Raw genomic sequence first — 24838 nt, forward strand, 5'->3', positions numbered from 1 at the left:
CGGTAATAGACCGGCGGCGGGGGTGGCGGGCCGAAGGCATCGACCATGGCGCCGCCCACGACACCGCCCACCAGGCCCCCCACCAGCCCGCCTACAAACGCATCGCCCGCGCCGCCACGCCCGTGGGCCTGGGCCTGCGGCGCCGCGACGGCCATCGCGGCCAGAAGGGTCAGCCCCGCTGCAATACGCCCCATGTTCTTCATGACCTGTATCCTGATCCTGTCCTGTTCTGGCAGGGCATGCAGCCCCGCCAGAAGCATTCAGACCGGATGGACATGGCGATTTACGGGCAGGCTCCGCCCTTTTCATGCCATAAAGCGGACCGGAATGTTACGGATGGGCCGCGCGCAGTTCCTTCAGCCCCGACGGGATCTCGAACACGCTTGCATCCTGCGGGGCGTGGTTGACCGATGTGGCCTCGACCATGACCTTGCCATCGCGGATGACCTCAAGCATCACGCCGTCATCGGTGTAGCAGATCTCGCTGGCGCGCTGGTCGGTATCCTGCGTCTGCCACAGGGCACAGGGCAGCCCCGCCACCTTTGATACGCCCGTGCGCAGCCACGTGCCCTGCGCGCGCTGGCCCATCTGCACATTGGCGGCGCCGGGGGCGGGAATGACGGTCTTGATCTTCTGGTCGGCGTTCACCACCGTCAGCGTGCCCGCGTGGTAGTCGGTAATCATGTAGGTGGTGGCATTGGCGGGATCGACGCGCTGCATCATGCGGCTGGCCGACCACCGCATGCGCTGGCTCATGGTCTGGCTCGTGTCGTGCGGGGGGTAGATGGTGTAGGTCACGTCCACATCGGCCTGTGGGGTGACATAGGGGGATGAAGGCTCATCGGCTGCCCGCGCGCTGGCAGCGCCCGCAACGAGCAGGCAGGCCAGCAGGGCAGCCCGGCCCAGGGCTGGGGTAATCCGTGTCACGTCATGCAATCCTTGAAAAAAACGGGCAGGCCGGTCAGCCACCCTTGTTGTCCCTGGCCGCGGGCGTGCCGGGCGGCGGTGGCGGCTCGACCTTGCGGTAGCCCTCGGGCGGCTGGAACATGCTGTCGGGTATGGGGCCATAGACCACTTTCGTCGCCTCGAGCCGGCCTTTCAGCCCGTCGCCATCCACCCCGATCTCCTGCAGCACCACGCCATCGTCGGTCACGCAGGCGGTGGCGTTGCCCTGGTCGGTCGTGACATCCCACTGCGTGCAGGCCACGCCCGCCACGCTCGACGTGCCCTTGCGGGCAAACGTCATGGACAGGTCGAGCAGGAAGGGGTTGCGGATGCCGTAGCGGGCATCAAGCTGGCTGTACACCTTCTGCGGGTTGATGATGATGGTGACCTGGCGGCTCATGCGGTTGAGAATCGTCTCGCCCATGCCCTGCGGGCTGTCGATTCGCATCAGCCCGCCATTATAGGCGAACCACGTGCGCACCGCCTTGGGCTCGGGCACGCCATCGGGCTGCACGTTATAGTCCACCTGCACGTCACGGGTGGGGGTAAGCGGCGGATGCACGGCCGCGCCGTCCTGCGCCCGCGCGGCGCACAGGCCCGTGGCAGACAGCGCCACCGCCACCAGCGCCACCCGGCCCGGCAGCCGCATGCGCCTGTTCATCCAGCGCCGCGCCAGGCGGGCCGTTGCATGCTTCATCACATATCCCCTTTCATCTGCGCAGACGGAAGCCCGCATGCGTGGCCCTGTCAACCGCCCACCCCCTCCACCCCGCCACGCAGGGCCAGCAGGCCAGCATGCAGCCGCGCGCCTGCATCGTTGCCCACCCATGCGGCCTGCCCCGCCACCGCGCGGGCCAACTGGCGCATGTAGTCATCAGCCGGAATCTCGACCCCGCCGAACCCGGCCAGATGCGCCGTGCCGAACTGCGTATCGAGCAGCGTGAAGCCGCCCAGGCGCAGCCGGGCGACCAGATGCACCAGCGCCACCTTCGAGGCATCGCGCATGCGGCTGAACATGCTCTCGCCAAAAAACGCCTGCCCGATCACCACGCCATACAGCCCGCCCACAAGCCGGCCTTCATGGCGCACCTCAACGCTGTGGGCATGGCCCATGTCATGGAGTTGGCAGAACAGGGTGCGGATACGCGGGTTGATCCATGTATTCTCACGCCCCGGCGCAGGCTCCGCGCAGCCATCCATCACGGCGGGAAAGTCATGATCGGTCGTAACCGCAAAACGCTGCGACAGCGCCGTGCGCATGAGCCTGCGCGGCGCATGGAAACCGCCATCAAGCGGCAGGATGCCCCGCATTTCGGGGTAGAACCATTCCAGATCATCGGAACGGGCATCGGGCGCCATGGGGAACAGCCCCGCCCTGTAGGCACGCAGCATAAGGTCCGGCGTGATGGGAACCGTCTCTTGACCCGTCATGTTCTTAGGATAACCCTTTCGCACGCAATCATGGGCATGATCGCCCCCCCGCATGCACCCATCTGGCAGGAGAAACCATCCCCCATGTCCGACACCCGTCCGCGCCTTCTGATGACCCAGCGCCAGACCCTTCCCGTAATGCAGCGTATTGAACAGAGTTTTAACATATCTGGCGTGCCGGAGCACAAACTCACAACGCGCGAACTGCTCGATGCCGCCCGGGCTTTCCAGCCACAGGCGATCCTGTTTTCCACCGGCCTGCATCTGCGCCATGACGACGTGGCCCAGTTGCCCGACTGCGTGAAGATCGTGGCCACCGTGAGCGTCGGCACCGATCACCTCGACATCGCGGCACTGCACGCGCGCGGCATCATCGTGACCAACACGCCCGATGTGCTGACCGACTGCAATGCCGACATGGCCATGCTGCTCATGCTTGCCGCAGCGCGCAGGGCGGGCGAATACACCACGCTGATGCGCCAGGGCTGGGGGCGCGGGCTGGCCATGGACGAGATGCTGGGCACGCGCATCAGCGGCAAGCGGCTGGGCATCGTGGGCATGGGGCGCATCGGCCGCGGCGTGGCAAAGCGCGCGCGCGGGTTTGACATGCAGGTGATGTATTCCAACCGCCGCCGCCTGCCCGCCGGGCAGGAGGAAGGGGCGACCTATTTCAGCACCGTGGCCGACATGCTGCCCCATTGCGACATCCTGAGCCTGCACCTGCCTGCCTCCCCCGAGACCGATGGCATGATCAATGCCGACCTGCTGGGCCGCCTGCCCAGGGGCGCCATCTTCATCAACGCCGCCCGTGGCGCGCTGGTTGATGAGGATGCGCTGATCGCGGCGCTGAAAAGCGGGCAGCTTGCCGCAGCCGGGCTGGATGTGTACCGCAACGAACCCAATCCCGATCCGCGCTTTCTCGAACTGCCCAACGTATTCCTGACCCCGCATATGGGCAGCGCCACCACCGAGACGCGCAGCGACATGGGCATGCTCGCCCTTGATAACGTGGAAGCCGTGCTGAACGGACGCGCAGCACTGACCCCGGTCAAGAACTGACCCGCCCCCTTACGGAGACGCACACATGGGCATTGCCGGTATTTTCGTCATCTTCACGCTGCTCGCCATCGGGCTGGACCTGCTTGCCCCCCGCTACGGGGGCATACTGGGCACGCTGCTGAAGTTCTATCTGGGCTTCCTGCTGGTGGCGACATGCATCGAACTGCGCAACGCCTTCCGCCCCGCCGTGACGAAAGAAGGAGGCGCAGGGCCAGAGACGGCCTGAAACGGCCCGGCTCCTGGAAAACAGAAGTTTTTGGTGAAGCTTTTTTCAAAAAGCTTCAGGAGGACACCGCCTTTTCGGAAAAAGGCGGCCCCCCGAAACGTTTCCCTCAGGCCTCGCGCGCCTGGCTTGCGGCATGCGCCTTGAGGTCGGCTGCGGTGCGGCGCACTTCGGGTCCGTATTCGCGCTCGAGCCTGCGGATGGTGAAATGCGCCTGCGCCACCGCGCGGTAATGCGACAGGAACGCCGCATTGAGCGAGGCCCCGCACAACGCGCCCGCCACCGGCATCATCTGCAACGCAAATTTGCGTGACAGGCCCAGCCCGTAATGGGTCGCGACCTCGCTGACCAGCATCACCACCGGGCGGCCACGCAGCATGGCGCGGGCGGAGAAATAGCCAAGCTCGCTTTCCTCTGCCGGGCCTTTCCTGGCACCAAACGGGAAGGCCCGCAGCGCAAAGACTTCAAGACAGGCCGCGCGCGAGGCTTCGGTGGAGAGGTCCTCGCCATTCTCGCGCGCGATGCGGGCGATCTCGCGCATGATGGCCATGGTGGTGAAGCTCACATCGGCCAGCAGCCCCGGCAGGCCGGTAAAACCGCCCACCGCACCCGACACGGTCACCGCCGCCTTGAGCGCGGGGTCGCGCCACGTGCCACTGGTGCTGGCCTCGGCCGAGACATCATGCGGGCGGTCCATGCCCACCACCGCAAGGTCGAACGCGCGGCGGATGGCCGCCTCCGCCGTGGCCTGCAACTTGGCCTGCAGCGTAGGCGCCAGCCCCAGCGTACGCATGCCCAGCATGGCCGCCTGCCCCACGGCGCCGCCCATGAGGTCGGCCAGGCGCACCAGCACGCCCCGCCCGGTCTCGACACGTTCCAGCGCCTGCTGGAGTTCAGTGATACACGCGCTGTCCAGCGTCAGCGGTGCCAGTTCGTTTGCGGAACCTGCACTCATTACAATGCCCTTCGCCTGAATCTATCGTACCGCGCGCCAGCCTGCGGGCCACGCCATGGCAGCGCAGCCCCACATGGCCAGCCGCGACGCCCATTGCGGCAATTGCCACCGTTTCAGCACCATGATGGCATTCTTGCAACGGGCATGAGCATGCCCGCAGCCATGAAACGCGGGCACGGCCTAGCTGTTCCAGCCCCCCATGCGGCACAGATGCGCCCAGTGCGCCGCCGATACCGGCACGACGGACAGGCGCGACTGCCGCACCAGCGCCAGGTCGGCCAGCGCCGGATCGGCCTTGATTGCGGCCAGCGTCACGGGGCGCGGCATGGGGCCTGTGGCGCGCACGTCCACGCACACCCACCGGCCATCTTCCGCCGTGGGGTCGGGATAGGCCTCGCGCACGACTTCAACCACGCCCACGATCTCGCGGCCCACGTTGGAGTGATAGAAGAAGGCCCGGTCGCCCACACGCATGGCGGCAAGGTTCTTCTTCGCCTGGTGGTTGCGCACGCCGGTCCACGGTTCCGTGCCGTTTGCCACCTGCTCTTCCCACGAAAACGCATCCGGCTCGGACTTGATCAGCCAGTAGGCCATGACCGTTTTCTACTCCACCCGCAGCCCATCACGAAAAACTGAACGGAACGGACGGATCACCACGCTCTCGAACAGGTCCACCTTGGCATAGGGGTCTTCCGCCGCGAATCCTTCCGCCGCCGCGCGGTCGGCCATGTCGACTACCAGCAGGCTGCCGCAGGGGCGGTTTTCCGCGTCCAGCAGGGGGCCGCCCTGCACCAGGTGCTGCCTGTGCTGCTCAAGGTAGGCAAGGTGGCGCTCACGGGTCGCCTTGCGGGTTTCAAGGTGGGCGGGCCTGTCGGTGCAGATGATGGCAAACAGCATGTTTTATCCTCCTGTGGGCCAACCGCCCCATGATTGGGACAGGACTGGCCGTGTCTTTTTTAACGCGATAGTGTAGAGCAACAAAACGTCAGCCCCTACCCACCCGTGGGGGAAGGCCGGAATTTCTTGACCGTTTTCATTGCAGGGACAGGTGCCCCCGGCACGGATGGATCAACCTTGAACGCAACGCAGAGCCTTACCGCGCGAACCGGTAACCTTTTTCACCGTTATGCCAACCCTGGCCGTTTCCTGCGCATGGGGGCGAAGCTGCAGCCGTGGCTGACATGGCCCGCCCTTGTGCTGTCGGTTGCCGGAATCGTGTGGGGGCTGTTCTTCTCCCCCGCTGACTGGCAGCAGGGCGACAGCGTGCGCATCATGTACGTGCATGTGCCTACCGCATGGCTGGCATCATCCGGTTATATGGGCCTTGCGGTGTGCTCGCTGCTCTCGCTGGTGTGGCGCCACCCGCTGGCCGACCTTGCGGCGGTGGAAATCGGGCCGGTAGGCGCTGCCATCACCGCCGTGTGCCTGGCCACCGGCTCGCTGTGGGGCAAGCCGATGTGGGGCACGTGGTGGGTGTGGGATGCGCGGCTGACCTCGGTGCTGGTGCTGTTCTTCCTGTATCTGGGTCATATCGCGCTGATCCGCGCGTTTGACGAGCCGCAGCGCGGCTACCGCGCCGCCGCCATCCTTGGCCTTGCGGGCGCGGTTGACCTGCCCATCATCAAGTTCAGCGTGCAGTGGTGGAACACCCTCCACCAGCCCGACAGCATTACGGTGACCGGCGCGCCCACCATGTCCACCTCCATGCTGTGGCCGCTCGGCCTGACCACGCTGGGCTTTACGCTCGGTTTCGCCGCCATCGTGCTCGCCCGCCTGCGCGCCTCCGTCATGGAAAGCCGCGTGCGCACCATCCTTGCCGCCAACCGGGGCCGCCAGTCAGCCACAGCCCCCCAGCCAGAGCGCGCCACCTCATGACCCACCTGCCCTATATCGTGGCCGCCTATGGCCTGACCCTTGGCGTTGCCGCCATCCTGTCCATCAATGCCACGCTGCGCCTGCGCCAGGCCCGCAGGCGGCTTGCCGCCATTGAACAGCCCCGGACACGCCAGCCCTCATGACCCGCAAGAGCAGACGCCTGTGGCTGGTGGTGGCGTGCATGATCGGGCTGGGCTCGGCAGCCGCCCTTACGCTCAATGCCTTTTCATCCAATATCGTGTTCTTCATGGCGCCCTCGCAGGTGCACAGCAAGCCGCCACCGGCTGACCGCACCATCCGCCTTGGCGGCATGGTCGTGGCAGGCAGCGTGCACCAGGAGAAGGTGAAGGACGCCCCGGTCGCCATCTTTGACGTAACCGACGGCCAGGCCGCCGTGACCGTGCGCTACGAGGGCATCCTGCCCGACCTGTTCCGCGAGGGGCAGAGCGTGGTGGCGGTGGGCACGGTCAACCCCGATGGCACGTTCCGCGCCAGCGAGGTGCTGGCCAAGCATGACGAGACCTACATGCCCAAGGAAGTGGCCGAGGAACTGCGCCGCAGCGGCAAGTGGGACCCGCGCTTTGGCAAGGCCCCCGACGCTGCAAGCTGGAACACCATGACCGCCGCAGACAACGCGAAAAAACCGGCCACCCAGACGCCTTAACGGAAACTGACATCCGACCATGAACCCGGAACTTGGAAATTTTGCGCTGGCGCTGGCATGCTGCATGGCCGCCGGACAGGCGATCCTGCCCCTGATTGGCGCCAGCCGCCGCGATGCGCGCCTGATGGCGCTGGCCCCGGCGCTGGCCGTGGGGCAGATGATCGCGCTCATCACCTCATTCGCCTGCCTGATCCATGCTGCCATCACCAATGACTTTTCGGTGCAGAACGTGGCGGCCAACAGCGCGGTCAGCAAGCCGCTGCTGTACAAGATCACCGGCGTGTGGGGCAACCATGAGGGCTCGGTGCTGCTGTGGGCGATGATCCTGTCCATCTGCGGTGGCGCCGTGGCGCTGTTTGGCCGCAACCTGCCCTCCGCGCTCCAGGCGCGCGTGATTGCGGTGCTGGGCGGTGTTGCGGCAGGGTTCGAGCTGTTCTGCCTGACCACATCCAACCCGTTTGCCCGCGTGTGGCCCGCTCCCATGGACGGGCAGGGCATGAACCCCCTGCTGCAGGACCCCGGCCTCGCCTTCCACCCGCCCATTCTCTACACCGGCTATGTCGGCTTTGCCGTGCCGTTTGCCTTCGCCATCGCAGCCCTCATCGAGGGCCGGGTCGATGCCGCATGGGGCCGCTGGGTGCGCCCGTGGGCCGTGGCGGCGTGGTGCTTCCTGACCTGCGGCATCGCCATGGGGTCGTGGTGGTCGTATTACGTGCTGGGCTGGGGCGGCTACTGGTTCTGGGACCCGGTGGAGAACGCCTCCCTCATTCCGTGGCTGACGGGCACGGCGCTGGTGCATTCGGCCATCGTGGTGGAAAAGCGCGAGGCGCTGAAGATCTGGACCGTGCTGCTGGCCATCGGCACGTTCTCGTTCTCGCTTTCGGGCACGTTCCTCGTGCGTTCGGGCATTCTCAACTCGGTGCATGCCTTTGCCAATGACCCCGCGCGTGGCGTGTTCATCCTGGGGCTGCTGGCCCTCGTCATTGGCGGCTCGCTGCTGCTGTTCGCCATCCGCGCCCCGCAACTGACCACGGGCGGGCTGTTCGCCCCCGTCTCGCGCGAGGGGCTGCTGGTGCTCAACAACATCCTGCTGTGCTCGATCTGCGCCGTGGTGCTGACGGGCACGATGTACCCGCCCTTCATGTCGCTGCTGTTTGGCAAGACCATCTCGGTCGGCAAGCCGTTCTTTGATGCCACCACCATTCCGCTGGCCATTCCGCTCATGGTGTTCATGGGCTTCGGCCCCATGATGCCGTGGAAGCGCGCACAGATGTGGCCGGTGCTGCGCCGCCTGTGGTGGGCGGCCTGCGTGACCGGCGTGGCGCTTGTCGCAGCCACCTTCCAGATGCGCGAGATCCTGCCGGTGCTGGCCACGGCTACCGCCGTGTGGGTGATCTGCTCGAGTGTGGCTGACATTGCCGAGCGCCTGCGCCTGTTCCGCCAGCCCCTGGGCCAGAGCTGGCAGCGCGCGCGCAGCCTGCCGCGCGCGGTGTTTGGCGCGGCCCTGGCGCATGCGGGCGTGGGCATTGTGGTGCTGGGCATTGCCGGCATGTCGCAGGCGGCACACCGCATTGTGGAAGTACATGTGGGCCAGAGCGAGATGCTGGCAGGCGATAGCTGGACCCTGACCGACGTGAAGCCTGCCGAGGGGCCGAACTACACGGCGCTCGTCGCCACGATCGAGGTGCGCCACAATGGCAGGCTGGTGACCACGCTGCACCCCTCCAAGCGCACGTTTGCCAGCCAGCACCAGACCACGACGGAGGTGGCGATCCATACCAACCTCATGGCCGACATCTATGGCGTGCTGGGCGACAAGCATGGCGATGACGCCAACCCGACCTATGTGCTGCGCCTGCACTACAACCCGCTGGCGCCGTGGATGTGGCTGGGCGGGCTGATCATGGCCCTTGGCGGGGCACTTTCGCTCTCTGACCGCCGCGTGCGCGTGGGCGCGCCACGCCGGGCCAATACTGTTGACGTGGTGGTGGTGCCATGAGCGACCAGCCTTCTTCCCCCACGCGCCGCCGCCTGCTCATGGCCGCCCCGCTGGTTGTGGCGGGCGGGGTTGGCGTGGGCTTCTGGCGCATGCTCTCGGGCATGACGAAAGGCTCGTTCGACCCGCATGACATCCATGCCCCGGCCCTCAACCGCCCCGTGCCCGACTTCGCGCTGCCCGACCAGGCGCCGGGCACCGGCTTCTCGGCTGCTGACCTGCGGGGGCTGAAGGCGCCGGTGCTGGTGAACTATTTTGCCTCGTGGTGCATTCCGTGCGTGGCCGAGATGCCGGTGCTCAATGCGCTGAAGGACAAACTGCCGATCTGGGGCATTGCCTACAAGGACAAGCCCGAGCACGCGCTGGGCTTCGTGCAGCGCGCGGGCAACCCCTATGCCCGCATCGCCGCCGACCATGACGGGCTGGCCGCGATTGACTGGGGCGTGTCCGGCGTGCCGGAAACCTTCCTGGTCGGGCCGGGCGGGGTCATCCGCTGGCACACCGCCTCCCCCATTACCGAGGCCATGATCACCAACACCATCATGCCCCTGGCGGACAGCCTCAAGCCATGAAGACACATCCCCTGCGCCGTGGTGGCCTGATTGCCCTGCTGGCCTGCCTGTTCTTTGCACCGCTGGTGGCCCTGGCGGTGGATGACCCGTCGGAAATGCTGCCCGACCCGGCGCAGGAGCAGCGCGCCGAGGCCATTGGCGCGCAGTTGCGCTGCCTCGTGTGCCAGAACGAATCGATCGAGGACAGCAGCGCCGACCTGGCCCGCGACCTGCGCCATGTGGTGCGCGAGCATGTGGCCAAGGGCGAGAGCAACCAGCAGATCATGGACTGGATGGTCAACCGCTACGGCAATTTCATCCGGCTCAAACCGCCCTTCACCATCGGCACGCTGCTGCTATGGGTCATGCCGCTGCTCGCACTGTGTATTGGCATCGGCATTGCGTGGTGGACCTTCCGCCGCCCACGCGCGCCCGCGCCGCCGCCCCTTTCGGATGAAGAGCGCCGCCGCCTGTCCGACCTGACTGAAACACGCTGAGATTGATATGATCTGGATTGGTATCTGCCTGCTTGGCGTGATCGCGCTTGTGCCCGCACTCCTGTCGTTCCGCCGCACCACGCTGCTGCGTGACGAGCGTGAAAGCGCGCTGGTGCTGCATCAGGCGCAGTTGGACGAACTCGAGCGTGACCTGGCCGAGGGCATGATCGCGCCTACCGAGCATGACAGCGCGCGGCTGGAAATCCAGCGCCGCGTGCTTGGCGCCGACATGCTGCCTGCCTTCATTGCCCGCAAGGGTGCCTCGACCGGAGCGATTGCGGCAGCCCTCGTGGGCCTGCCGGTGGCGGCCATTGCGCTGTACATGACCGTGGGCCACCCCGGCCTGCCCGCCCAGCCGCTGGCCCCCCGCCTTGTGGCGCTGCAGAAGGAAGACCACCGCAATGATGCGCTGATCGACCGCCTGCGCGACCAGCTCAAGCTGATCCCGCCGGGGGACCCGAGCCTGTTCCAGGGATATGTGCTGCTTGGCCAGGCCGAGGCCGGGCGCGACCATTACGCTGCCGCCGCGCAGGCGTGGCGCAGCGCCATCGAGCAGCGCTTCGACCCCGAGGTCGCGGCCCGCGCGGCTGAAGCGCAGATGATGGCCGATGGCGGCCATATCTCGCCCGAGACCGCCGACCTGTACCGCCGCGCGCTTGATGCCGCCCCCGCGGATGCCCCATGGCGCATGACCGTGCAGCAGCGCATTGCCCAGTCGGAACATCAGTAAGCCCGGAACATCAAGAACGCGCTACTGTGGCCTGACGCGGTTTTTTACGCTTGCAAGCCCCCCATGCCGGGCGGAAACTGGTGGGCATGAGCAAGGATAAATCCCCCACACCCGCCCCTGCAGCCGATCATGCGCAGGATGAAGCGGCCAAGGAAGCCGCATTGCTGAAACAGCCTGCCGAGGCTGATGAAGTGGGTGGCCCCAAGGGGCCGGAACCCACCCGCTATGGCGACTGGACGGTCAAGGGCCGCTGCGTGGATTTCTGATCCCTGTGTTTCGGGAATTTTTAAAATAACAGAAGTTTTTAGGTGCCGCCTTTTTTCAAAAAGGCGGCGTCCTTTTGAAGCTTTTTGAAAAAAGCTTCACCAAAAACTTTTGCTCAGAGTTCGTTGGGCAGCGGGCCACGCCCGAAGGATGTCTGCCGCGCGCGGTGGCCCGGCGGCGGCACGTTGCACGAGATCAGGTAGATCCCGGCCACGAAGACAAGCTGCGAGAGCGAATTGAACCACAGCGCGAGTTCATACACCGCATCCGCCGTCACGGCCTGATACAGCGCATAGGCGGCAAACGGAATGGAAATGGGCCGCATGCCCGCGAGCATGATGCGAAAGGGGTTCTGGTAGCCCGGCCGCACCATGGCCCGCATGCGGTGGATGCCGATGTAGAAGATCACCTCGAAAAACCAGCCCAGCACATTGGTGATGAGGTTGTTGATCGTCATGCCATCAAGCACCAGCAGGGCGGAAATGGAGGCAGCCGAGAGCACGATCGAGCCGACCTGAAAGCTCATGCCCACATCCATCGCCGTCAGGCGCTCGGGCAGCGCATCGGCAACCGGCTGGAAAATCCGGTCCAGCAGCCAGGCGTCGAACTGATTGACGCGTTCACCAAATGACATGACAGTTCCCAGCCTTCTCTTTCATCACGCGCAGGCGGCGGCCACGACCGCATCGGGGTAGCTGCCCGCCATGCCTGCCAGCGCGGTGTTGCTGAGCATGACAATGCTCATGCCCCGCGCCCGGTCCACCACCCATTGATGCCCGTACACACCCCCCCATGTAAAACTCCCGGCACTCAGCGGCGTGCGCGCGGCGGTGGAATCCGTAATCACCGCGCCACCATAACCAAAGCGGCGCCCGCGCATGAGCGGCCCCATATCGACATCGCCAATGCCGTTGCGCCCGAACAGCATGGCCGATGCAGGCGAAAGCAGCCCCTCGCCGCCCAGCCGCACCGCCTCCAGAAACGCCAGGAATTCCGGCGCATTCCCCACCATGCCCGCCCCGCCCGAGGGATAAGAGGCCGGATTATATATCCGGTCGGGCGCAAAACGGATGGCCCCCACCCCGCCACCGGGCAGCAGCCGGGGCAGCACGTATTGCGCGCCCATGCGGATGGGGGCGGGCCTGCCATCGGCGTAGCAGGTGGCCAGCATGCCGGGGGCTGGCGGGGTAAAGCCCGTGTGCTTCCAGCCCAGCGGGCCGCCCACATGCTGGCGCAATGCCTCGGGCAGCGTGCACCCGGCCACGGATTCGATCACGCCGCCCATCACGTCCAGACCCAGCGAATAGGCCCATCCCTGCCCCGGCGCGAAGATGAGGCGCGTTGTGCCCAGCCGCGCCAGATTCTCGGCCAGTGAAAGCCCCGGCTCGGCAATGCCATCCGACACGCCTGCGCGGGTATAGGGATTGTTATCCTGCGGAAAGGAGAAGCCATATGTCAGCCCGCTGGTATGGGTGAGCAACTGGTGCGACGTGATCTGGCACGGCGCGCCATCGGGCAGGGCGGGACGGAAATCGGGCAGGTAGCGCGTAATCGGCGCATGGAGGTCAAGCAATCCTGCCTCCGCCAGGGCCAGCGCCACGGCGGTAATGACCGGCTTGGTCAGCGAGGCAAGGCGGAAGGGCGTCGTCACCTGCATCGGGCGCGCGGATTCGCGCTCGGCCAGGCCCACGGCCTCGCGCACCACCACGTCGCCATCAACGGCAACCAGCACCACCGCGCCGACCAGTCGGCCTGCGGCCACGGCGCCTTCCATGACTGCGCGCACCCGCCCGGCCATGCGGGCCGTCTCCGGCTGGGTTATGGACATGATCGTGTTCCTTCATGGCTGGCAGCGCAACACGCGAACTGGCCCCCGCCCGCAAAGCGGCGTAACCTTGTGGCATGATAGCACGCCTGTTTTCCAAGACATTATGCCTCTCCCTCCTGTTATGCGGTAGCGCCCTTGCCACGCTGCCCCCGGCATATGCCGCAGGGGCCGCCCCCCAGCCCGACATGCCGGTGCAGGCCACCCTGCCCAACGGGCTGCGGGTCGTGATCGTGCCCGACCGGCTGGCCCCGGTTGTCAGCACCGAGATCAACTACCTGGCCGGTTCGGCTGCGGCACCGGCGGGCTTTCCCGGCACGGCGCATGCGCTCGAGCACATGATGTTCCGCGGCAGCGAGGGGCTGGACCGTGACCAGTTGGCCGCCATCGGGGCGCGGCTGGGCGGCAACTACAATGCCGACACGACAGAAAACGTGACCCAGTTCTTCTACACCGCCCCGGCGGATAATCTGGACGTGCTGCTGCATATCGAAGCCCTGCGCATGAAGGCCCTGACGCTGGCCGCCGAGGACTGGGCGCATGAGCGCGGCGCGATCGAGCAGGAAGTCTCACGCGACCTGTCCAGCCCCGGCTACGTGTACCTGGCCCGGCTGCAATCCATCCTGTTCGCAAACACGCCCTACGCGCATGACGCGCTGGGCAGCAGGCCCTCCTTTGACAAGACCGATACCGCCCTGCTGCGCCGCTTCTACCGCGACTGGTACGCGCCCAACAACGCCATTCTGGTCATTGCCGGTGATGTCGACCCCACCCGCGCCATGGCGCAGGTGCGCGCGGCCTTTGGCGCCATTCCCGCCCGGGCGCTGCCTGCGCGCCCGCAGGTCCATCCCGGCCCGGTCCATGCCCAGACGCTGCATTTCCCCACCGATTACCCGGTGGGGCTGGTTGCCATTGCCAGCCGCATGCCCGGCCAGAACAGCCATGACTATGCCGCCGCCCGCATTCTGGCCGATGTGCTGTGCAGCCAGCGCGGGGCACTGTACGAACTCGTACCGCAGGGCCGCGCGCTGCTGTCGAGCTTCGATTTCGTGACCAAGGCGGATGCGGGCATCGGCATTGCCATTGCCGCCTTCCCCAAAGGCGGGGAGGCCGCCCCCCTTCAGGCCCGCATGCAGGATATATTGAAGGCGCTGCGTGAAAACGGCGTGCCCGCCGATCTGGTCGAAGCCGCGAAACGCAAGGAACTGGCCCAGCTCGGTTTTGCCGCCAACAGCATTGCCGGCCTTGCGGAAAGCTGGTCGGAGGCACAGGCCATCATGGGCCTGCAATCGCCCGATGATGAAGCCACAGCCTTTGCCGCCGTGACACCTGAGGATGTCAACCGCCTGGCCCGGCAGGTGCTCGACCCGCAGCAGGCCATCACCGCCATCCTCACCCCGCGTGATGGCGGCCACCCGGTTGAGGGCAAGGGCTTTGGCGGCTCGGAATCCTTTGCTTCCACGCCCGATCACCCCGTCAGCCTGCCGCAATGGGCCAATGACAGCCTGATGGGCGTAAATGCCCCCACGCCCTCCGCCCAGCCTGCCGCCTTTACCCTGCCCAACGGGCTACGGCTGATCGTGCGCCCGGCCCATGTCAGCCACACGGTCAGCCTGTATGGCACCATCCGCCAGAATGAGGACATGCAGGAACCAAAGGGCAAGGAAGGCATTGCCGACATAACCGATGAGATGTTCCGCTACGGCAGCACCACGCATGACCGGATCGGGCTGCAAAAGGCCCTGGACGATATCGCCGCAACCGAAAGTGCCGGGTCCGATTTCAGCCTGAGCGTGCTGACACCCGATTTCGAGCGCGGGCTTGACCTGCTGGCGGAAAATGAACTGCACCCGGCCCTGCCCGCAGCCGCCTTCAAGGTGGTGCAGGCCAATGCGGCGGCCTCGCTGTCCGGGCTGCTGCATTCGCCTGACTACCTGTTTGGCCGGGCGATGCAGGCCGCCGTCTCGCCCAAGGGCGATCCTTCGCTGCGGCAGGCCAACCCGGCGGGTATCATGAAGCTGAGCGTGGCGGACTGCAGCAGCTTTTATGCCGCCGCCTACCGGCCTGACCTGACCACCATCGTCATAACCGGCGACATCACGCCCGATGCCGCCTACAAGGCCATCGCCCGCAGCTTTGGCGCGTGGCAGGCCACCGGCCCCACCCCTGCGGTCGACCTGCCGCCCCGCCCCGACAGCAAAGCCAGCGTGACCCGCGTGCCCGACCCGTCCAGCACGCAGGCTACGGTTTCCCTACCCGAGAGCCTTGGGCTGACGGCGACCAATCCGGAGCACTTCGCGCTCAACCTGGGCAATGAAATCCTTGGCTCGGGCTTTTCATCCCGCCTGTATCGCGACCTGCGGGTGCGTACCGGCTATGTCTATACCGTGCGCAGCCACCTGACATGGAAGCGCCAGCGCGCCGCCTACAGCATCTCGTTCGGGGCCGACCCGCAGAAGGTGGACGCCGCGCGCGCTGCTGCGATACAGGATATCATCGCCATGCAGACCCAGCCTGTCAGTGCGGATGAACTGGCCATGGCGCGCGCGGGCATGCTGCGTGGCCTTGCGCTGCAATCGGCCAGCCTCGACACCATTGCGGCGGGTTACCTGCATTTCAGCGATCTTGGCCTGCCGCTCAACCAGAACGATATCGCAGCCCAGGCCTATTATACCATGAGCGCGGACGCGATCCGCGATGCCTTCCGCAAATGGATTCGCCCCGATGACCTTGCCGAAATCATCAAGGGCCCACCCGCAACACGATGAAAGCAGATAAACGTTTTTGGTGAAGCCTTTTTCAAAAAGCTTCGAAGAACGCCGCCTTTTTGAAAAAAGGCGGCACCCGAAAACTTCCATTCCTCATCCAGCATAAAAAAAGGGCGGTGCATTTCTGCACCGCCCTTTTTTGTGCCCGGCTCCAGCCCACGCCTGCGCGGGCCGGAACCTGTGGCAGGGATCAGCTCTCGGCGTTGCGGCGACGGATCGCGGCACCCAGAATATCACCCAGCGACGCACCGCTATCGGACGAACCGTAGTCGGAGATCGCCTGCTTGTCTTCCTCGACCTCACGGCCGCGAATGGTCAGGGCCAGCTTGCGGGCCGCGCGGTCAACCGACACGACCTTCGCGTCAACGCGCTCGCCAACGGCGAAGCGCTCGGGGCGCTGGTCGGCCTTGTCACGGGCCAGTTCCGCACGGCGGATGAAGCCGGTCAGAACGTCGTCAACCTTCACCTCGATGCCGTTCGCCTGCACCGCAGTCACGATGCAGGTCACGACCGCACCCTTCTGCACCTTGCTCAGCGTGTCGGCTGCGGGGTCTTCATGCAGCTGCTTGATGCCAAGCGAGATGCGCTCCTTCTCCACGTCCACGTCCAGAACCTTGGCCTTGACGACCTGGCCCTTCTCGTAGTGGCTCATGGCGACTTCGCCCGGCTCGTCCCACGACAGGTCGGACATGTGAACCATGCCATCGATGTCGGCGGAAAGGCCGATGAACAGGCCGAACTCGGTGATGTTGCGGATCTCGCCTTCCACCACGGAACCAACCTTGTGTTCCTCGGCGAACTGCTCCCACGGGTTGCGCTGCACCTGCTTCAGGCCCAGCGAGATGCGGCGCTTCGCGCTGTCCACATCCAGAACCATCACATCGACTTCCTGCGAAGTGGCGACGATCTTGCCCGGATGGACGTTCTTCTTCGTCCAGGACATCTCGGACACGTGCACCAGGCCTTCGACGCCCGGCTCGAGTTCGACGAACGCACCGTAGTCGGTGATGTTCGTGACGCGACCGGTGTAGCGGGCACCCGGCGGGTACTTGATCGCCACGTTCTCCCACGGGTCGGCCTCAAGCTGCTTCATGCCCAGCGAGATGCGCTGCGTGTCGGGGTTGAAGCGGATGACCTGCACGCGGACCGGCTGGCCGATCTGCAGCGCTTCGGACGGGTGGTTGATGCGCTTCCATGCGATGTCGGTCACATGCAGCAGGCCATCGACGCCGCCCAGGTCAACGAACGCACCGTAATCGGTGATGTTCTTGACCACGCCATCGAGGATCATGCCTTCCTTCAGGCCCTGGATCAGCTCGCTGCGCTGTTCCGCACGGGTCTCTTCGAGCACGGCGCGGCGCGACACGACGATGTTGCCGCGGGCGCGGTCCATCTTCAGGATCTGGAACGGCTGGGGCACGCCCATCAGCGGGGTCACGTCGCGCACGGGGCGGATGTCCACCTGGCTGCCGGGCAGGAACGCCATCGCGCCGCCGAGGTCGACGGTGAAGCCACCCTTGACGCGGCCATAGATGGTGCCGTTGACGCGCTGGTTGCCTTCGAACGCCTTTTCAAGGTTCGACCAGGCTTCCTCGCGGCGGGCCTTCTCGCGGGACAGGACAATGGACCCGTCACGATCTTCGTACCGCTCGACGAACAGTTCGATGACATCACCCGGCTTGACATCGGGGGTAACGCCCGGCGGGCCGAATTCCTTGAGGGAGACGCGCCCTTCGCTTTTCAGGCCGACATCGACGATGGCGTATTCATCCGTCAGGCGAACGACGCGACCGGTGACGACGGAACCGTCAAACGCGGAATCGCGGCCGAGGGTTTCCTCGAGGAGATCGGCAAAGTTCTCGACGGGCTGTGTTGTGGCTGAAGCCATGAGTTACTCGTAAATCCTGTAACCACATCACGACCGCGCAGCGGCGGATGTGGACAATCCTGCGCCCCCGCCTGCCCGCCTGCGCGGTACCTATGGGAACGACTTGCCCGGCGCTCTGGCCACGACACGGTCGCGGCACGCTGCGGGCCAGATGTGAAAGACCATGCCCCAACGCAGGCGCGCGGGGCATATACCGTTGAGCACAGACACCCTATGGGCGGCGTATGTCAATAAAAACCGTGCCGGGGGCGACTGGTTCGCGCACAAAAGCGCGCTAACGCGTCTTCAGCGCCACGATCCGCAGGGCCTCGGCCAGCACGGCTGCCGCATCGAGGTGGTCGGTCTCGATATGCACGGCGTCATCCGCCGGGCGCAGGGGCGCGGTGGCGCGGGCGGAATCGGCGGCGTCGCGCGCGGCGATCTCACGCTCCACCTGCGCGATCCGGGCCGCGCGGTCGGGTGCGTCGGGGTCACTCGCCATCTGCTCCCACCGCCGCTCGGCCCGCGTGCGGGCCGAGGCCGTGATGTAGAGCTTCACCTGCGCATCGGGGAAGATGACCGTGCCGATATCACGCCCGTCAAGCACCGCGCCATGGGTGCCGGCAAAGCGGCGCTGCACGTCAACGAGTACACGCCGCACGGCGGGCTGGGCGGCCACGAGGCTTGCGGCGCGGTCCACCTCGGGCACGCGCAGGTCGGTGCGACGCAGGTCTTCCATGCCCACGGTGGCGGCAAATTCCTCCGCCGGGGCGGTGGCGGGGTCATGCCCCGCATCGATCATGCGCCGCCCGGTGGCGCGGTAGAGCAGGCCGGTATCGAGGTAGGGCAGACCCAGCGCCTCGGCCAGGCTGCGCGCCAGCGTGCCCTTGCCCGCGGCAGCCGGGCCGTCAACCGCTATGACCAGGCGCTGCGTCATGCCGCAAGCCCCGCGCCGATGCTGTTCATCAGCGCCACGAAACCGGGGAAGCTCGTATCGATGAAGGCGGTATCATCCACGCTGACCGGCTTGCGGGCCGCAAGGCCCATCACGATCGCGCTCATGGCCAGGCGGTGATCCATGCGGGTCGCGACCAGCCCGCCACCGGGAATGGCGCCACCCGTGCCATGCACGATCATGTCATCGCCCACCACGTCCACCCTGATGCCATTGGCCTCAAGCAGCGCCACGGTGGCGGCAAGGCGGTCGCTTTCCTTCACGCGCAGTTCCTCCAGCCCGCGAAAGCGCGACTGGCCCGTGGCATGGGCGGCGGCCACGGCCAGCACCGGATATTCATCGATCATCGACGGCGCGCGGGTGGCGGGCACGTCCACGCCATGCAGCGCGCCCGCAGTGGCGGTCAGGTCGCCCACCGGCTCGCCGCCTTCCACGCGCTCGTTGCTGATGGCAAGCTCCGCCCCCATCTCGCGCAGCGAGGTGAACAGCCCCGTGCGCAGCGGGTTCAGCCCCACGCCCCGCACGGTTACCGTCGAGCCCGGCACCAGCAGGGCCGCGACCAGCACGAAGGCCGCCGATGACGGATCGCCCGGCACCACGATGTCACGCGCCACAAGGTCGGGGCGGCCCTGAAGCGTGATCACACGCCCGCCCGCGCCCATGGGTTCGACCCGCACCTGCGCGCCGAAGTGGCGCAGCATGTTTTCGGTATGGTCGCGGGTGGCCACGGGTTCTTCCACCCGGGTCTCGCCCACCGCGTTCAGCCCGGCCAGCAGCACGGCGGACTTGACCTGGGCGGACGCCACCGGCAGCCGGTAGGCCAGCGGCGGCGGGTTGGCATTGCCCGCAATGGCCAGCGGCAGCCGCCCGCCCTGGCGCGAGAGGAAGGTGGCCCCGGTGGCGGCCAGCGGGTCGGTCACGCGCTTCATCGGGCGGCCGCGCAGGCTGGCATCGCCCGTCATGACCGAGGTGAAGCCGTGGCTGGCCAGAATGCCCGACAGCAGCCGCGCCGCCGTGCCGGAATTGCCCATGTCCAGCACATCGGCGGGTTCACGCAGCCCGTCGAGCCCGCAGCCCTGCACGCGCCACTGCCCTGCCCCCTCGCGGGTGATGTCCGCGCCAAGGGCGCGCATGGCATCGGCGGTGCGCATCACGTCCTCGCCTTCCAGCAGGCCGGTGATGTGGGTCGTGCCGCGCGCAAGCGCTGCAAACATCAGCGAACGGTGGCTGATCGACTTGTCACCCGGCACATGGACCGAACCGGACAGGGGCGCGCGCGGGGCATGAACCGTCAGCGCGCGAACGGAAGATGGGGCATGATCGGTTTTCATAACGCATCCCATTCCGTATTCCGGGTGACAAAGTCAATCACAGATCGGCATGATCAGGGTGCCGGCGTGCGGGGCAATGTTTGACATCAGCCGCGCAAACTGGCATGGGGCTGCGCCTTTTGCCACTTCCGGATACGGTGGCTCCATTCATCACTAAAAACAGGATCGACAGGTTCAAGATGGCTCAGTCCAACCTCGGCACCAAACGTGTCTGTGTCTCCTGCAGCGCCCGTTTCTACGATCTGAACAAGAATCCGGCCGTCTGCCCCAAATGCGGTGCTGAACAGCCCGTGGAACTGCCCCGCGTGCGCCGCCCGGTGGAAGCTGCCCCCGAATCCAAGCCCAAGACCGGCGATGCCGCGATTGATAACGACGTGGATGTCGATCTCGACGCCGATGCGGATGAAGATGCAGACGCCGTGCTGCCTGACGACGCGGGCCTTGATGACGATGATGACGACGACATCAGCAGCGCCGACATCGACGTCAAGACCGACAAGGACGACCACGACAACTGAGCCTGACCGGCCCGGAGTTCATGCTCCGGGCCGTTTTGGCATCAGGCGGGGTTGCGGCGCTCGATCTCGACGCCAACCGATTCGGCATCATCGAAGATATCGAGCTTTTCGATTCTGACGCGCGTAATGCGCACGCGCTTTTCCGCCAGCACGCCTGCCGCGATTCGTTCGGCCAGCGTCTCCACCAGGGCCACATGGCCGGCGCCCACCAGTTCGCGCACCAGCAGCACCACGCGTTCATAGGATACCGTGCGGGCCAGGTCATCCGCCCCCACCGCGAGCGAGGCGCTGTCAGGCACGCCAAACATCACATTGACGCGAATGCGCTGGGTCACGCCCTGCTCGTGCTCGAACACGCCGATATGGGCATCAAGCACCATATTGCGCACGAACAGGCAGCGCAGGGGCTCAGGCTCGTTCCACGGCGGGAATACGGACATGATGGTTCCTGTCAGTCGGGGGCGTCAGCGCGCGGGAGACCACTGCATGTGCTGGCCGCCATCAAGGGCAAGCATCTGCCCGGTGACCGATGGCAGGCAGATCAGCGACAGGGCCGCGCGCGCAATCTCGTCAGGCGTGGCCACCTGTCCCAGCGGCACGGAGGCGCATTGCCGGGCGAACTGCGCGGCCGTCTGCCGTGGCGTGGGCAGCACGGGGCCGGGACCGATGGCGTTGACGCGGATCTGCCGTGGCGCCAGGGCCAGCGCCATGGTCTGGGTCAGGGTCCATAACGCTGCCTTGGACACGGTATAGCTGACAAAATGGGGCGTGAGCGACCACACGCGCTCATCAAGCATGTTCAGCACCATGCCCTGCGCCGTGCCGGGCAGCAGGCGGGCGAATTCCTGCATCAGCACGAAGGGCGCGCGGGTGTTGGGCTCCATATGGGAATCCCACCCCGCCCTTGTGGCGTCATTCCATTCATCGCGCATGAACACGCTGGCATTATTGACCAGCACGCCCACCGGGCCGAGCGCGCCTGTCGCCGCGGCCATGAGCGGTATGACCTCAGCCTCACGCGCAAGATCGGCGGGCAGCAGCACGGCCGTGCGGCCTGTCGCGCGGATTTCAGCAGCGGTCTGTTCCGCCGCCTGCGCGGCGGTATTGTAATGCAGTGCGATATCGAAACCCGCGCGCGCCAGTTCCAGCGCAATGGCGCGGCCAAGGCGGGCCGCCCCGCCGGTGACAAGGGCTGCGCGCGGCATGGCGGCAGGCACGGGCCAGAGCGGGCTCATGCGGGCCTGCGCGCCATGATGGCGGCGGCCAGCGTGCCGTCATCAAGCACGTCAAGCGCGCCCCCCACCGGCACGCCCTGCCCCACGCGGCTGATTTTTACGTCAAACCGGGCCAGCCGCTCATGCAGCCAGTGCATGGTGGTGGCCCCTTCCACCGTGGTGCCCAGCGCCAGGATCACTTCGCGCACGCTGCCCCCGGCAATGCGGTCGAGCAAGGGCTGTACATTCAGGTCATCCGGCCCGATACCGGACAGGGCGGACAGCGTGCCGCCCAGCACCTGATACACGCCACGGTGCACGCCCGCGCGCTCGAGCGCCCACAGGTCGCCCACATTCTCCACCACGCACACCAGCCCCGCATCGCGGGTGGGGTCCGTGCAGATGGCGCAGGGGTCGGTCGTATCAAGATTGCCGCAGGTCGAGCAGGTGCGCACGGCGCGCGCCGCCTGCTCCATGGCCTGCGCAAGCGGCAACATGCGGGCATGGGGCTGGCGCAGCAGGGCCAGCGCCGCCCGGCGGGCCGAGCGCGGCCCAAGCCCCGGCAGGCGGCCCAGCAGGGTCACCAGCCGGTCGATCTCACCCCGCCCGCTCATGCATGCCCTCCCGCGCCCTGGCTCAGAACGGGAATTTCATCCCGCCCGGCAGGTTCAGGCCACCCGTGACCTTCTTCATTTCCTCACTGGCGGTGGCGTCGAGCTTCTTGCGGGCATCGGCGCTGGCGGCAAGGATCAGGTCCTGCATCATTTCCATCTCGGCAGGGTCGGCCAGCTTGGGGTCGATGGTGATCGACTTCATATCGCCCTTGCCGTTCATGGTCAGCGTGACCATGCCAGCGCCCGCGCTGCCTTCAATGACCATGTCTTCAAGCTTGGCCTGCATTTCTTCCATGCGGGCCTGCATCTGGGTGGCCTGTTTCATCAGGCCGGCAAGATTTTTCATGTTCCGTGTCTCTCCTCAGGCAAAATCATCTGCATCCAGATCATCCTCTTCTACCAGTTCGGCATCAAGAGGGGCGAATTCGAGGTCTGGCGCCAGACTTTCCAGCGCCAGTTCTTCGGGCGGCAGGCCGTACTCATCAAGCGCGTGGTCGGTCACCGCACCCAGCCGGGCGGTGGGAAAGACCGCCAGCACCGCCTGCACCAGCGGGTGGGCCTCGGCCTGCGCGCGGTGCAACTGGATGATCTCGGCCCCCTGCTCGGCAATCGTGGCCTCGCCTTCCGCCTCGGACTGGCGGACCTGCCAGCTGTCATCGCCCGTCATCTCGCGCAGGAAGGTTTCCAGCCGCCGGGCCAGGCCGGGCAGGCTGTTGCGCTCCACCCGGATCGTGATCAGCGGCGGCGCGAATGAAACAAGATGGACCGCATGGAACAGGTGGCCGTGCAGCATGGCGTCACGCCCCGATACAAGGGCTACGGTCTCGCGCCATGTGCGGGGCGCGGGCGCAAGCGGCGTTTCCTCCACCCGGCCAATATCGGGCGCGTGCTGCGGCGCGGCATCGACCCGCACGCCGCCATTGGCCACCATGCGGATGGCGCCCCCACCATCAGGCCCTGCCGTGACACTGGCGGATGCGCCTGCCTGCGCCCCGCCACCCGTCGTAGGGGCGGCAGGAGAAGCCGAAGCCTGCACGGGCGCTGCCGCGGCATCCTGCCCCAGCACACGGCGCACCACATCACCCGGTGGCGGCAGGTCGGCCACGTAGCACAGGCGGATCAGCACCATCTCGGCGGCCTGCCTGCGGTCTGGCGCCTGCTCGACTTCAGCCACGCCCTTGAGCAGCATCTGCCATGTGCGGCCCAGCACCGGCACCGGCACGCGCTCGGCCAGCGCAGAGCCGCGCCTGCGCTCGGCCTCGGGCATCTCGGGGTTGTCACGCAGGGCGGGAATGGCCTTGAGGCGCGAGACCGTGTGCACAAGCTCCAGCACATCGCCCAGCATCACGCCCAGATCGCCACCGCGCTCATACACATCGCCGGTAATGGCCAGCGCGCGCTCGGGGCGGCCTTCCAGCACGGCATCGAGCAGGTCGAACACCAGCCCGCGATCGGCCAGGCCCAGCATGCCCGCCACCAGGTCCAGCCCGATGGGGGCGGTATCCGTGCCGCCCTCGCCATCAAGCGTGCCCTGGGCAATGGCCTGATCGAGCAGCGAAAGCCCATCGCGCACCGAGCCGTCGGCCGCGCGCGCGATCAGGGCCAGCGCATCGGGGGTGAAGACGACATTCTCCGCACGGGCCACGCGGTCGAAATGGGCGGCGAGTTCAACCTGCGGCACGCGGCGCAGCGCAAAGGTCTGGCAGCGCGACAGCACCGTGACCGGCACCTTGCGCAGTTCGGTCGTGGCGAAGATGAAGGTCACCTGCGCGGGCGGTTCCTCCAGCGTCTTGAGCAGCGCGTTGAACGCGTTGCGCGAGAGCATGTGGACCTCATCGATGATGAAGACCTTCATGCGCCCCTGCATGGGGCGGAAGCGGGTCGCCTCGATGATCTCGCGCACGTCATCCACGCCGGTGCGCGAGGCGGCATCCATCTCCAGCACATCGGGGTGGCGGTCGGCGAGGATGGCCACGCAGTTGGGGCATACGCCGCACGGGTCCGCCGTGGGGCCGCCCCTGCCATCAGGCCCGGTGCAGTTGAGCGCGCGGGCGATGATGCGCGCCGTGGTGGTCTTGCCCACGCCGCGCACGCCCGTCAGCATGAAGGCATGCGCCACGCGCCCGAGCGCAAAGGCGTTGCGCAGGATGCGGACGGTGGTTTCCTGACCGATCAGGTCATCGAATGTGGTGGGGCGATATTTGCGGGCCAGCACGCGGTAGGGTGCGGCGGGTGCTGCATCCGCCACGGCGGGGGGGGCCGATGGCGGGGTGGCGTCACCAAACAGGCCGGGGCCATCTGCGGGCGGTGCAGGCAGCCCGGCCTCCTCGGAACGATCCTGATCCGACGAAACGGTCATTGATGCATCCGGGCTGGAGAAGTGGCCATGACGTACGCGGCGCGATGGCGGCACAGAAACGTGTTTCAGATGAGAGACCGGCCATAACCCGGACGAAACTCACTACGGCTGCTTCCTTCCGGACCTGACCAGGTTAGCAAGGTATCCGTCTACAACCGATCTCCCGAGCGGGTTCTAACACATACACCCGCCCCATG

General features: G+C 66.5%; 29 protein-coding genes and 1 other RNA gene. 12 read left to right on the forward strand and 18 right to left on the reverse strand.

What is annotated here, in order from left to right; genetic code table 11:
* The 4 genes from HNW77_RS10205 to aat form a co-directional block, all read right to left on the reverse strand.
* Window positions 1-203, reverse strand: a 203-nt coding sequence (locus HNW77_RS10205; RefSeq protein ID WP_172157354.1) for a hypothetical protein, incomplete at its 3' end; no start/stop codon positions are given.
* 127 nt (window positions 204-330) lie between these two features.
* Window positions 331-927 carry a DUF4412 domain-containing protein gene (locus HNW77_RS10210; protein ID WP_276592109.1) on the reverse strand — a complete coding sequence of 199 codons (597 nt, stop codon included), beginning with the start codon at window positions 925-927 and terminating at the stop codon, window positions 331-333.
* A 34-nt stretch (window positions 928-961) separates the two neighbouring features.
* A complete protein-coding gene (locus HNW77_RS10215; RefSeq protein ID WP_241694396.1) occupies window positions 962-1594 on the reverse strand; it encodes a DUF4412 domain-containing protein in 633 nt (210 codons plus the stop codon).
* A gap of 98 nt (window positions 1595-1692) precedes the next feature.
* Entirely contained in the window at window positions 1693-2376 is a 684-nt protein-coding gene (gene aat, locus HNW77_RS10220) for a leucyl/phenylalanyl-tRNA--protein transferase (RefSeq protein WP_172157358.1), read from the reverse strand.
* Between the two features lie 84 nt (window positions 2377-2460).
* On the opposite strand from aat, the gene HNW77_RS10225 reads away from it, so the two are divergent.
* Both HNW77_RS10225 and HNW77_RS10230 read left to right on the forward strand, forming a co-directional pair.
* Complete coding sequence (locus tag HNW77_RS10225; protein WP_172157360.1) at window positions 2461-3435, forward strand: 2-hydroxyacid dehydrogenase; 975 nt, start codon at window positions 2461-2463, stop codon at window positions 3433-3435.
* Between the two features lie 25 nt (window positions 3436-3460).
* Window positions 3461-3661: a hypothetical protein gene (locus HNW77_RS10230; protein ID WP_172157362.1), complete on the forward strand. Its 201-nt coding sequence runs from the start codon at window positions 3461-3463 to the stop codon at window positions 3659-3661.
* A gap of 106 nt (window positions 3662-3767) precedes the next feature.
* On the opposite strand, the gene HNW77_RS10235 is transcribed toward HNW77_RS10230, so the two are convergent.
* The 3 genes from HNW77_RS10235 to HNW77_RS10245 form a co-directional block, all read right to left on the reverse strand.
* A complete protein-coding gene (locus tag HNW77_RS10235; protein WP_172157364.1) occupies window positions 3768-4613 on the reverse strand; it encodes an EcsC family protein in 846 nt (281 codons plus the stop codon).
* Window positions 4614-4793: 180 nt separating this feature from the next.
* Window positions 4794-5207 carry an EVE domain-containing protein gene (locus tag HNW77_RS10240; RefSeq protein ID WP_172157366.1) on the reverse strand — a complete coding sequence of 138 codons (414 nt, stop codon included), beginning with the start codon at window positions 5205-5207 and terminating at the stop codon, window positions 4794-4796.
* Between the two features lie 9 nt (window positions 5208-5216).
* Window positions 5217-5510, reverse strand: coding sequence for a YciI family protein (locus HNW77_RS10245; protein WP_172157368.1), 294 nt, complete (start codon window positions 5508-5510; stop codon window positions 5217-5219).
* A 177-nt stretch (window positions 5511-5687) separates the two neighbouring features.
* On the opposite strand from HNW77_RS10245, the gene HNW77_RS10250 reads away from it, so the two are divergent.
* From HNW77_RS10250 to HNW77_RS10285, 8 genes are all read left to right on the forward strand, one after another.
* The gene (locus tag HNW77_RS10250) at window positions 5688-6488 is read left to right on the forward strand and encodes a heme ABC transporter permease (protein ID WP_172157370.1); all 801 of its coding nucleotides are present in this window, start codon (window positions 5688-5690) and stop codon (window positions 6486-6488) included.
* A complete protein-coding gene (gene ccmD / locus HNW77_RS10255) occupies window positions 6485-6631 on the forward strand; it encodes a heme exporter protein CcmD (RefSeq protein ID WP_172157372.1) in 147 nt (48 codons plus the stop codon). Before HNW77_RS10250 ends, ccmD begins: the two co-directional genes overlap by 4 nt.
* Window positions 6628-7152, forward strand: a complete 525-nt coding sequence (ccmE, locus tag HNW77_RS10260) for a cytochrome c maturation protein CcmE (protein ID WP_110567173.1) — start codon at window positions 6628-6630, stop codon at window positions 7150-7152. Before ccmD ends, ccmE begins: the two co-directional genes overlap by 4 nt.
* Window positions 7153-7171: 19 nt before the next feature.
* Window positions 7172-9151 carry a heme lyase CcmF/NrfE family subunit gene (locus HNW77_RS10265; RefSeq protein ID WP_172157374.1) on the forward strand — a complete coding sequence of 660 codons (1980 nt, stop codon included), beginning with the start codon at window positions 7172-7174 and terminating at the stop codon, window positions 9149-9151.
* Window positions 9148-9720 (forward strand): DsbE family thiol:disulfide interchange protein, encoded by a 573-nt coding sequence (locus HNW77_RS10270; protein ID WP_172157376.1) that lies wholly within the window; start codon window positions 9148-9150, stop codon window positions 9718-9720. The genes HNW77_RS10265 and HNW77_RS10270 overlap by 4 nt, the downstream gene beginning before the upstream one ends.
* On the forward strand, window positions 9717-10196 hold the full coding sequence (locus HNW77_RS10275) for a cytochrome c-type biogenesis protein (protein ID WP_172157378.1): 480 nt from the start codon (window positions 9717-9719) through the stop codon (window positions 10194-10196). Before HNW77_RS10270 ends, HNW77_RS10275 begins: the two co-directional genes overlap by 4 nt.
* A 7-nt stretch (window positions 10197-10203) precedes the next feature.
* The gene (gene ccmI / locus HNW77_RS10280) at window positions 10204-10926 is read left to right on the forward strand and encodes a c-type cytochrome biogenesis protein CcmI (RefSeq protein ID WP_172157380.1); all 723 of its coding nucleotides are present in this window, start codon (window positions 10204-10206) and stop codon (window positions 10924-10926) included.
* Between the two features lie 86 nt (window positions 10927-11012).
* Window positions 11013-11192, forward strand: a complete 180-nt coding sequence (locus tag HNW77_RS10285) for a DUF1674 domain-containing protein (protein WP_172157382.1) — start codon at window positions 11013-11015, stop codon at window positions 11190-11192.
* Window positions 11193-11305: 113 nt separating this feature from the next.
* Here the strand turns inward: HNW77_RS10285 and HNW77_RS10290 are convergent, their stop codons facing one another.
* Together HNW77_RS10290 and HNW77_RS10295 are read right to left on the reverse strand one after the other, a co-directional pair.
* Window positions 11306-11824 carry a hypothetical protein gene (locus tag HNW77_RS10290; protein ID WP_061271450.1) on the reverse strand — a complete coding sequence of 173 codons (519 nt, stop codon included), beginning with the start codon at window positions 11822-11824 and terminating at the stop codon, window positions 11306-11308.
* Between the two features lie 24 nt (window positions 11825-11848).
* Entirely contained in the window at window positions 11849-13018 is a 1170-nt protein-coding gene (locus HNW77_RS10295) for a serine hydrolase domain-containing protein (protein WP_172157384.1), read from the reverse strand.
* Window positions 13019-13092: 74 nt separating this feature from the next.
* Here HNW77_RS10295 and HNW77_RS10300 point away from each other — a divergent pair, with 74 nt between their 5' ends.
* The gene (locus HNW77_RS10300; RefSeq protein WP_172157386.1) at window positions 13093-15783 is read left to right on the forward strand and encodes a M16 family metallopeptidase; all 2691 of its coding nucleotides are present in this window, start codon (window positions 13093-13095) and stop codon (window positions 15781-15783) included.
* A gap of 190 nt (window positions 15784-15973) precedes the next feature.
* Here HNW77_RS10300 and rpsA read toward each other — a convergent pair whose 3' ends face one another.
* From rpsA to aroA, 3 genes are all read right to left on the reverse strand, one after another.
* Complete coding sequence (gene rpsA, locus HNW77_RS10305; protein WP_078524594.1) at window positions 15974-17671, reverse strand: 30S ribosomal protein S1; 1698 nt, start codon at window positions 17669-17671, stop codon at window positions 15974-15976.
* Window positions 17672-17945: 274 nt separating this feature from the next.
* Window positions 17946-18587, reverse strand: coding sequence for a (d)CMP kinase (gene cmk, locus HNW77_RS10310; protein WP_172157389.1), 642 nt, complete (start codon window positions 18585-18587; stop codon window positions 17946-17948).
* Entirely contained in the window at window positions 18584-19936 is a 1353-nt protein-coding gene (aroA, locus tag HNW77_RS10315) for a 3-phosphoshikimate 1-carboxyvinyltransferase (RefSeq protein ID WP_172157391.1), read from the reverse strand. Before aroA ends, cmk begins: the two co-directional genes overlap by 4 nt.
* A gap of 179 nt (window positions 19937-20115) precedes the next feature.
* On the opposite strand from aroA, the gene HNW77_RS10320 reads away from it, so the two are divergent.
* Window positions 20116-20454, forward strand: a complete 339-nt coding sequence (locus HNW77_RS10320) for a TIGR02300 family protein (RefSeq protein ID WP_172157393.1) — start codon at window positions 20116-20118, stop codon at window positions 20452-20454.
* A gap of 41 nt (window positions 20455-20495) precedes the next feature.
* On the opposite strand, the gene folB is transcribed toward HNW77_RS10320, so the two are convergent.
* The 6 genes from folB to ffs form a co-directional block, all read right to left on the reverse strand.
* A complete protein-coding gene (folB, locus tag HNW77_RS10325; RefSeq protein WP_172157395.1) occupies window positions 20496-20894 on the reverse strand; it encodes a dihydroneopterin aldolase in 399 nt (132 codons plus the stop codon).
* Between the two features lie 24 nt (window positions 20895-20918).
* Complete coding sequence (locus HNW77_RS10330) at window positions 20919-21689, reverse strand: SDR family oxidoreductase (RefSeq protein ID WP_172157397.1); 771 nt, start codon at window positions 21687-21689, stop codon at window positions 20919-20921.
* Window positions 21686-22282 carry a recombination mediator RecR gene (gene recR, locus HNW77_RS10335; protein WP_172157399.1) on the reverse strand — a complete coding sequence of 199 codons (597 nt, stop codon included), beginning with the start codon at window positions 22280-22282 and terminating at the stop codon, window positions 21686-21688. The genes HNW77_RS10330 and recR overlap by 4 nt, the downstream gene beginning before the upstream one ends.
* 22 nt (window positions 22283-22304) lie before the next feature.
* Entirely contained in the window at window positions 22305-22628 is a 324-nt protein-coding gene (locus HNW77_RS10340; RefSeq protein ID WP_078524600.1) for a YbaB/EbfC family nucleoid-associated protein, read from the reverse strand.
* Window positions 22629-22643: 15 nt separating this feature from the next.
* Window positions 22644-24641, reverse strand: coding sequence for a DNA polymerase III subunit gamma/tau (locus tag HNW77_RS10345; protein ID WP_172157401.1), 1998 nt, complete (start codon window positions 24639-24641; stop codon window positions 22644-22646).
* A 69-nt stretch (window positions 24642-24710) separates the two neighbouring features.
* Window positions 24711-24805, reverse strand: an RNA gene (gene ffs, locus HNW77_RS10350) — signal recognition particle sRNA small type.
* Window positions 24806-24838: the final 33 nt, after the last annotated feature.

The organism is Komagataeibacter melomenusus (assembly GCF_013155395.1).
In the GTDB taxonomy this organism is placed as follows: Bacteria; Pseudomonadota; Alphaproteobacteria; order Acetobacterales; family Acetobacteraceae; genus Komagataeibacter; species Komagataeibacter melomenusus.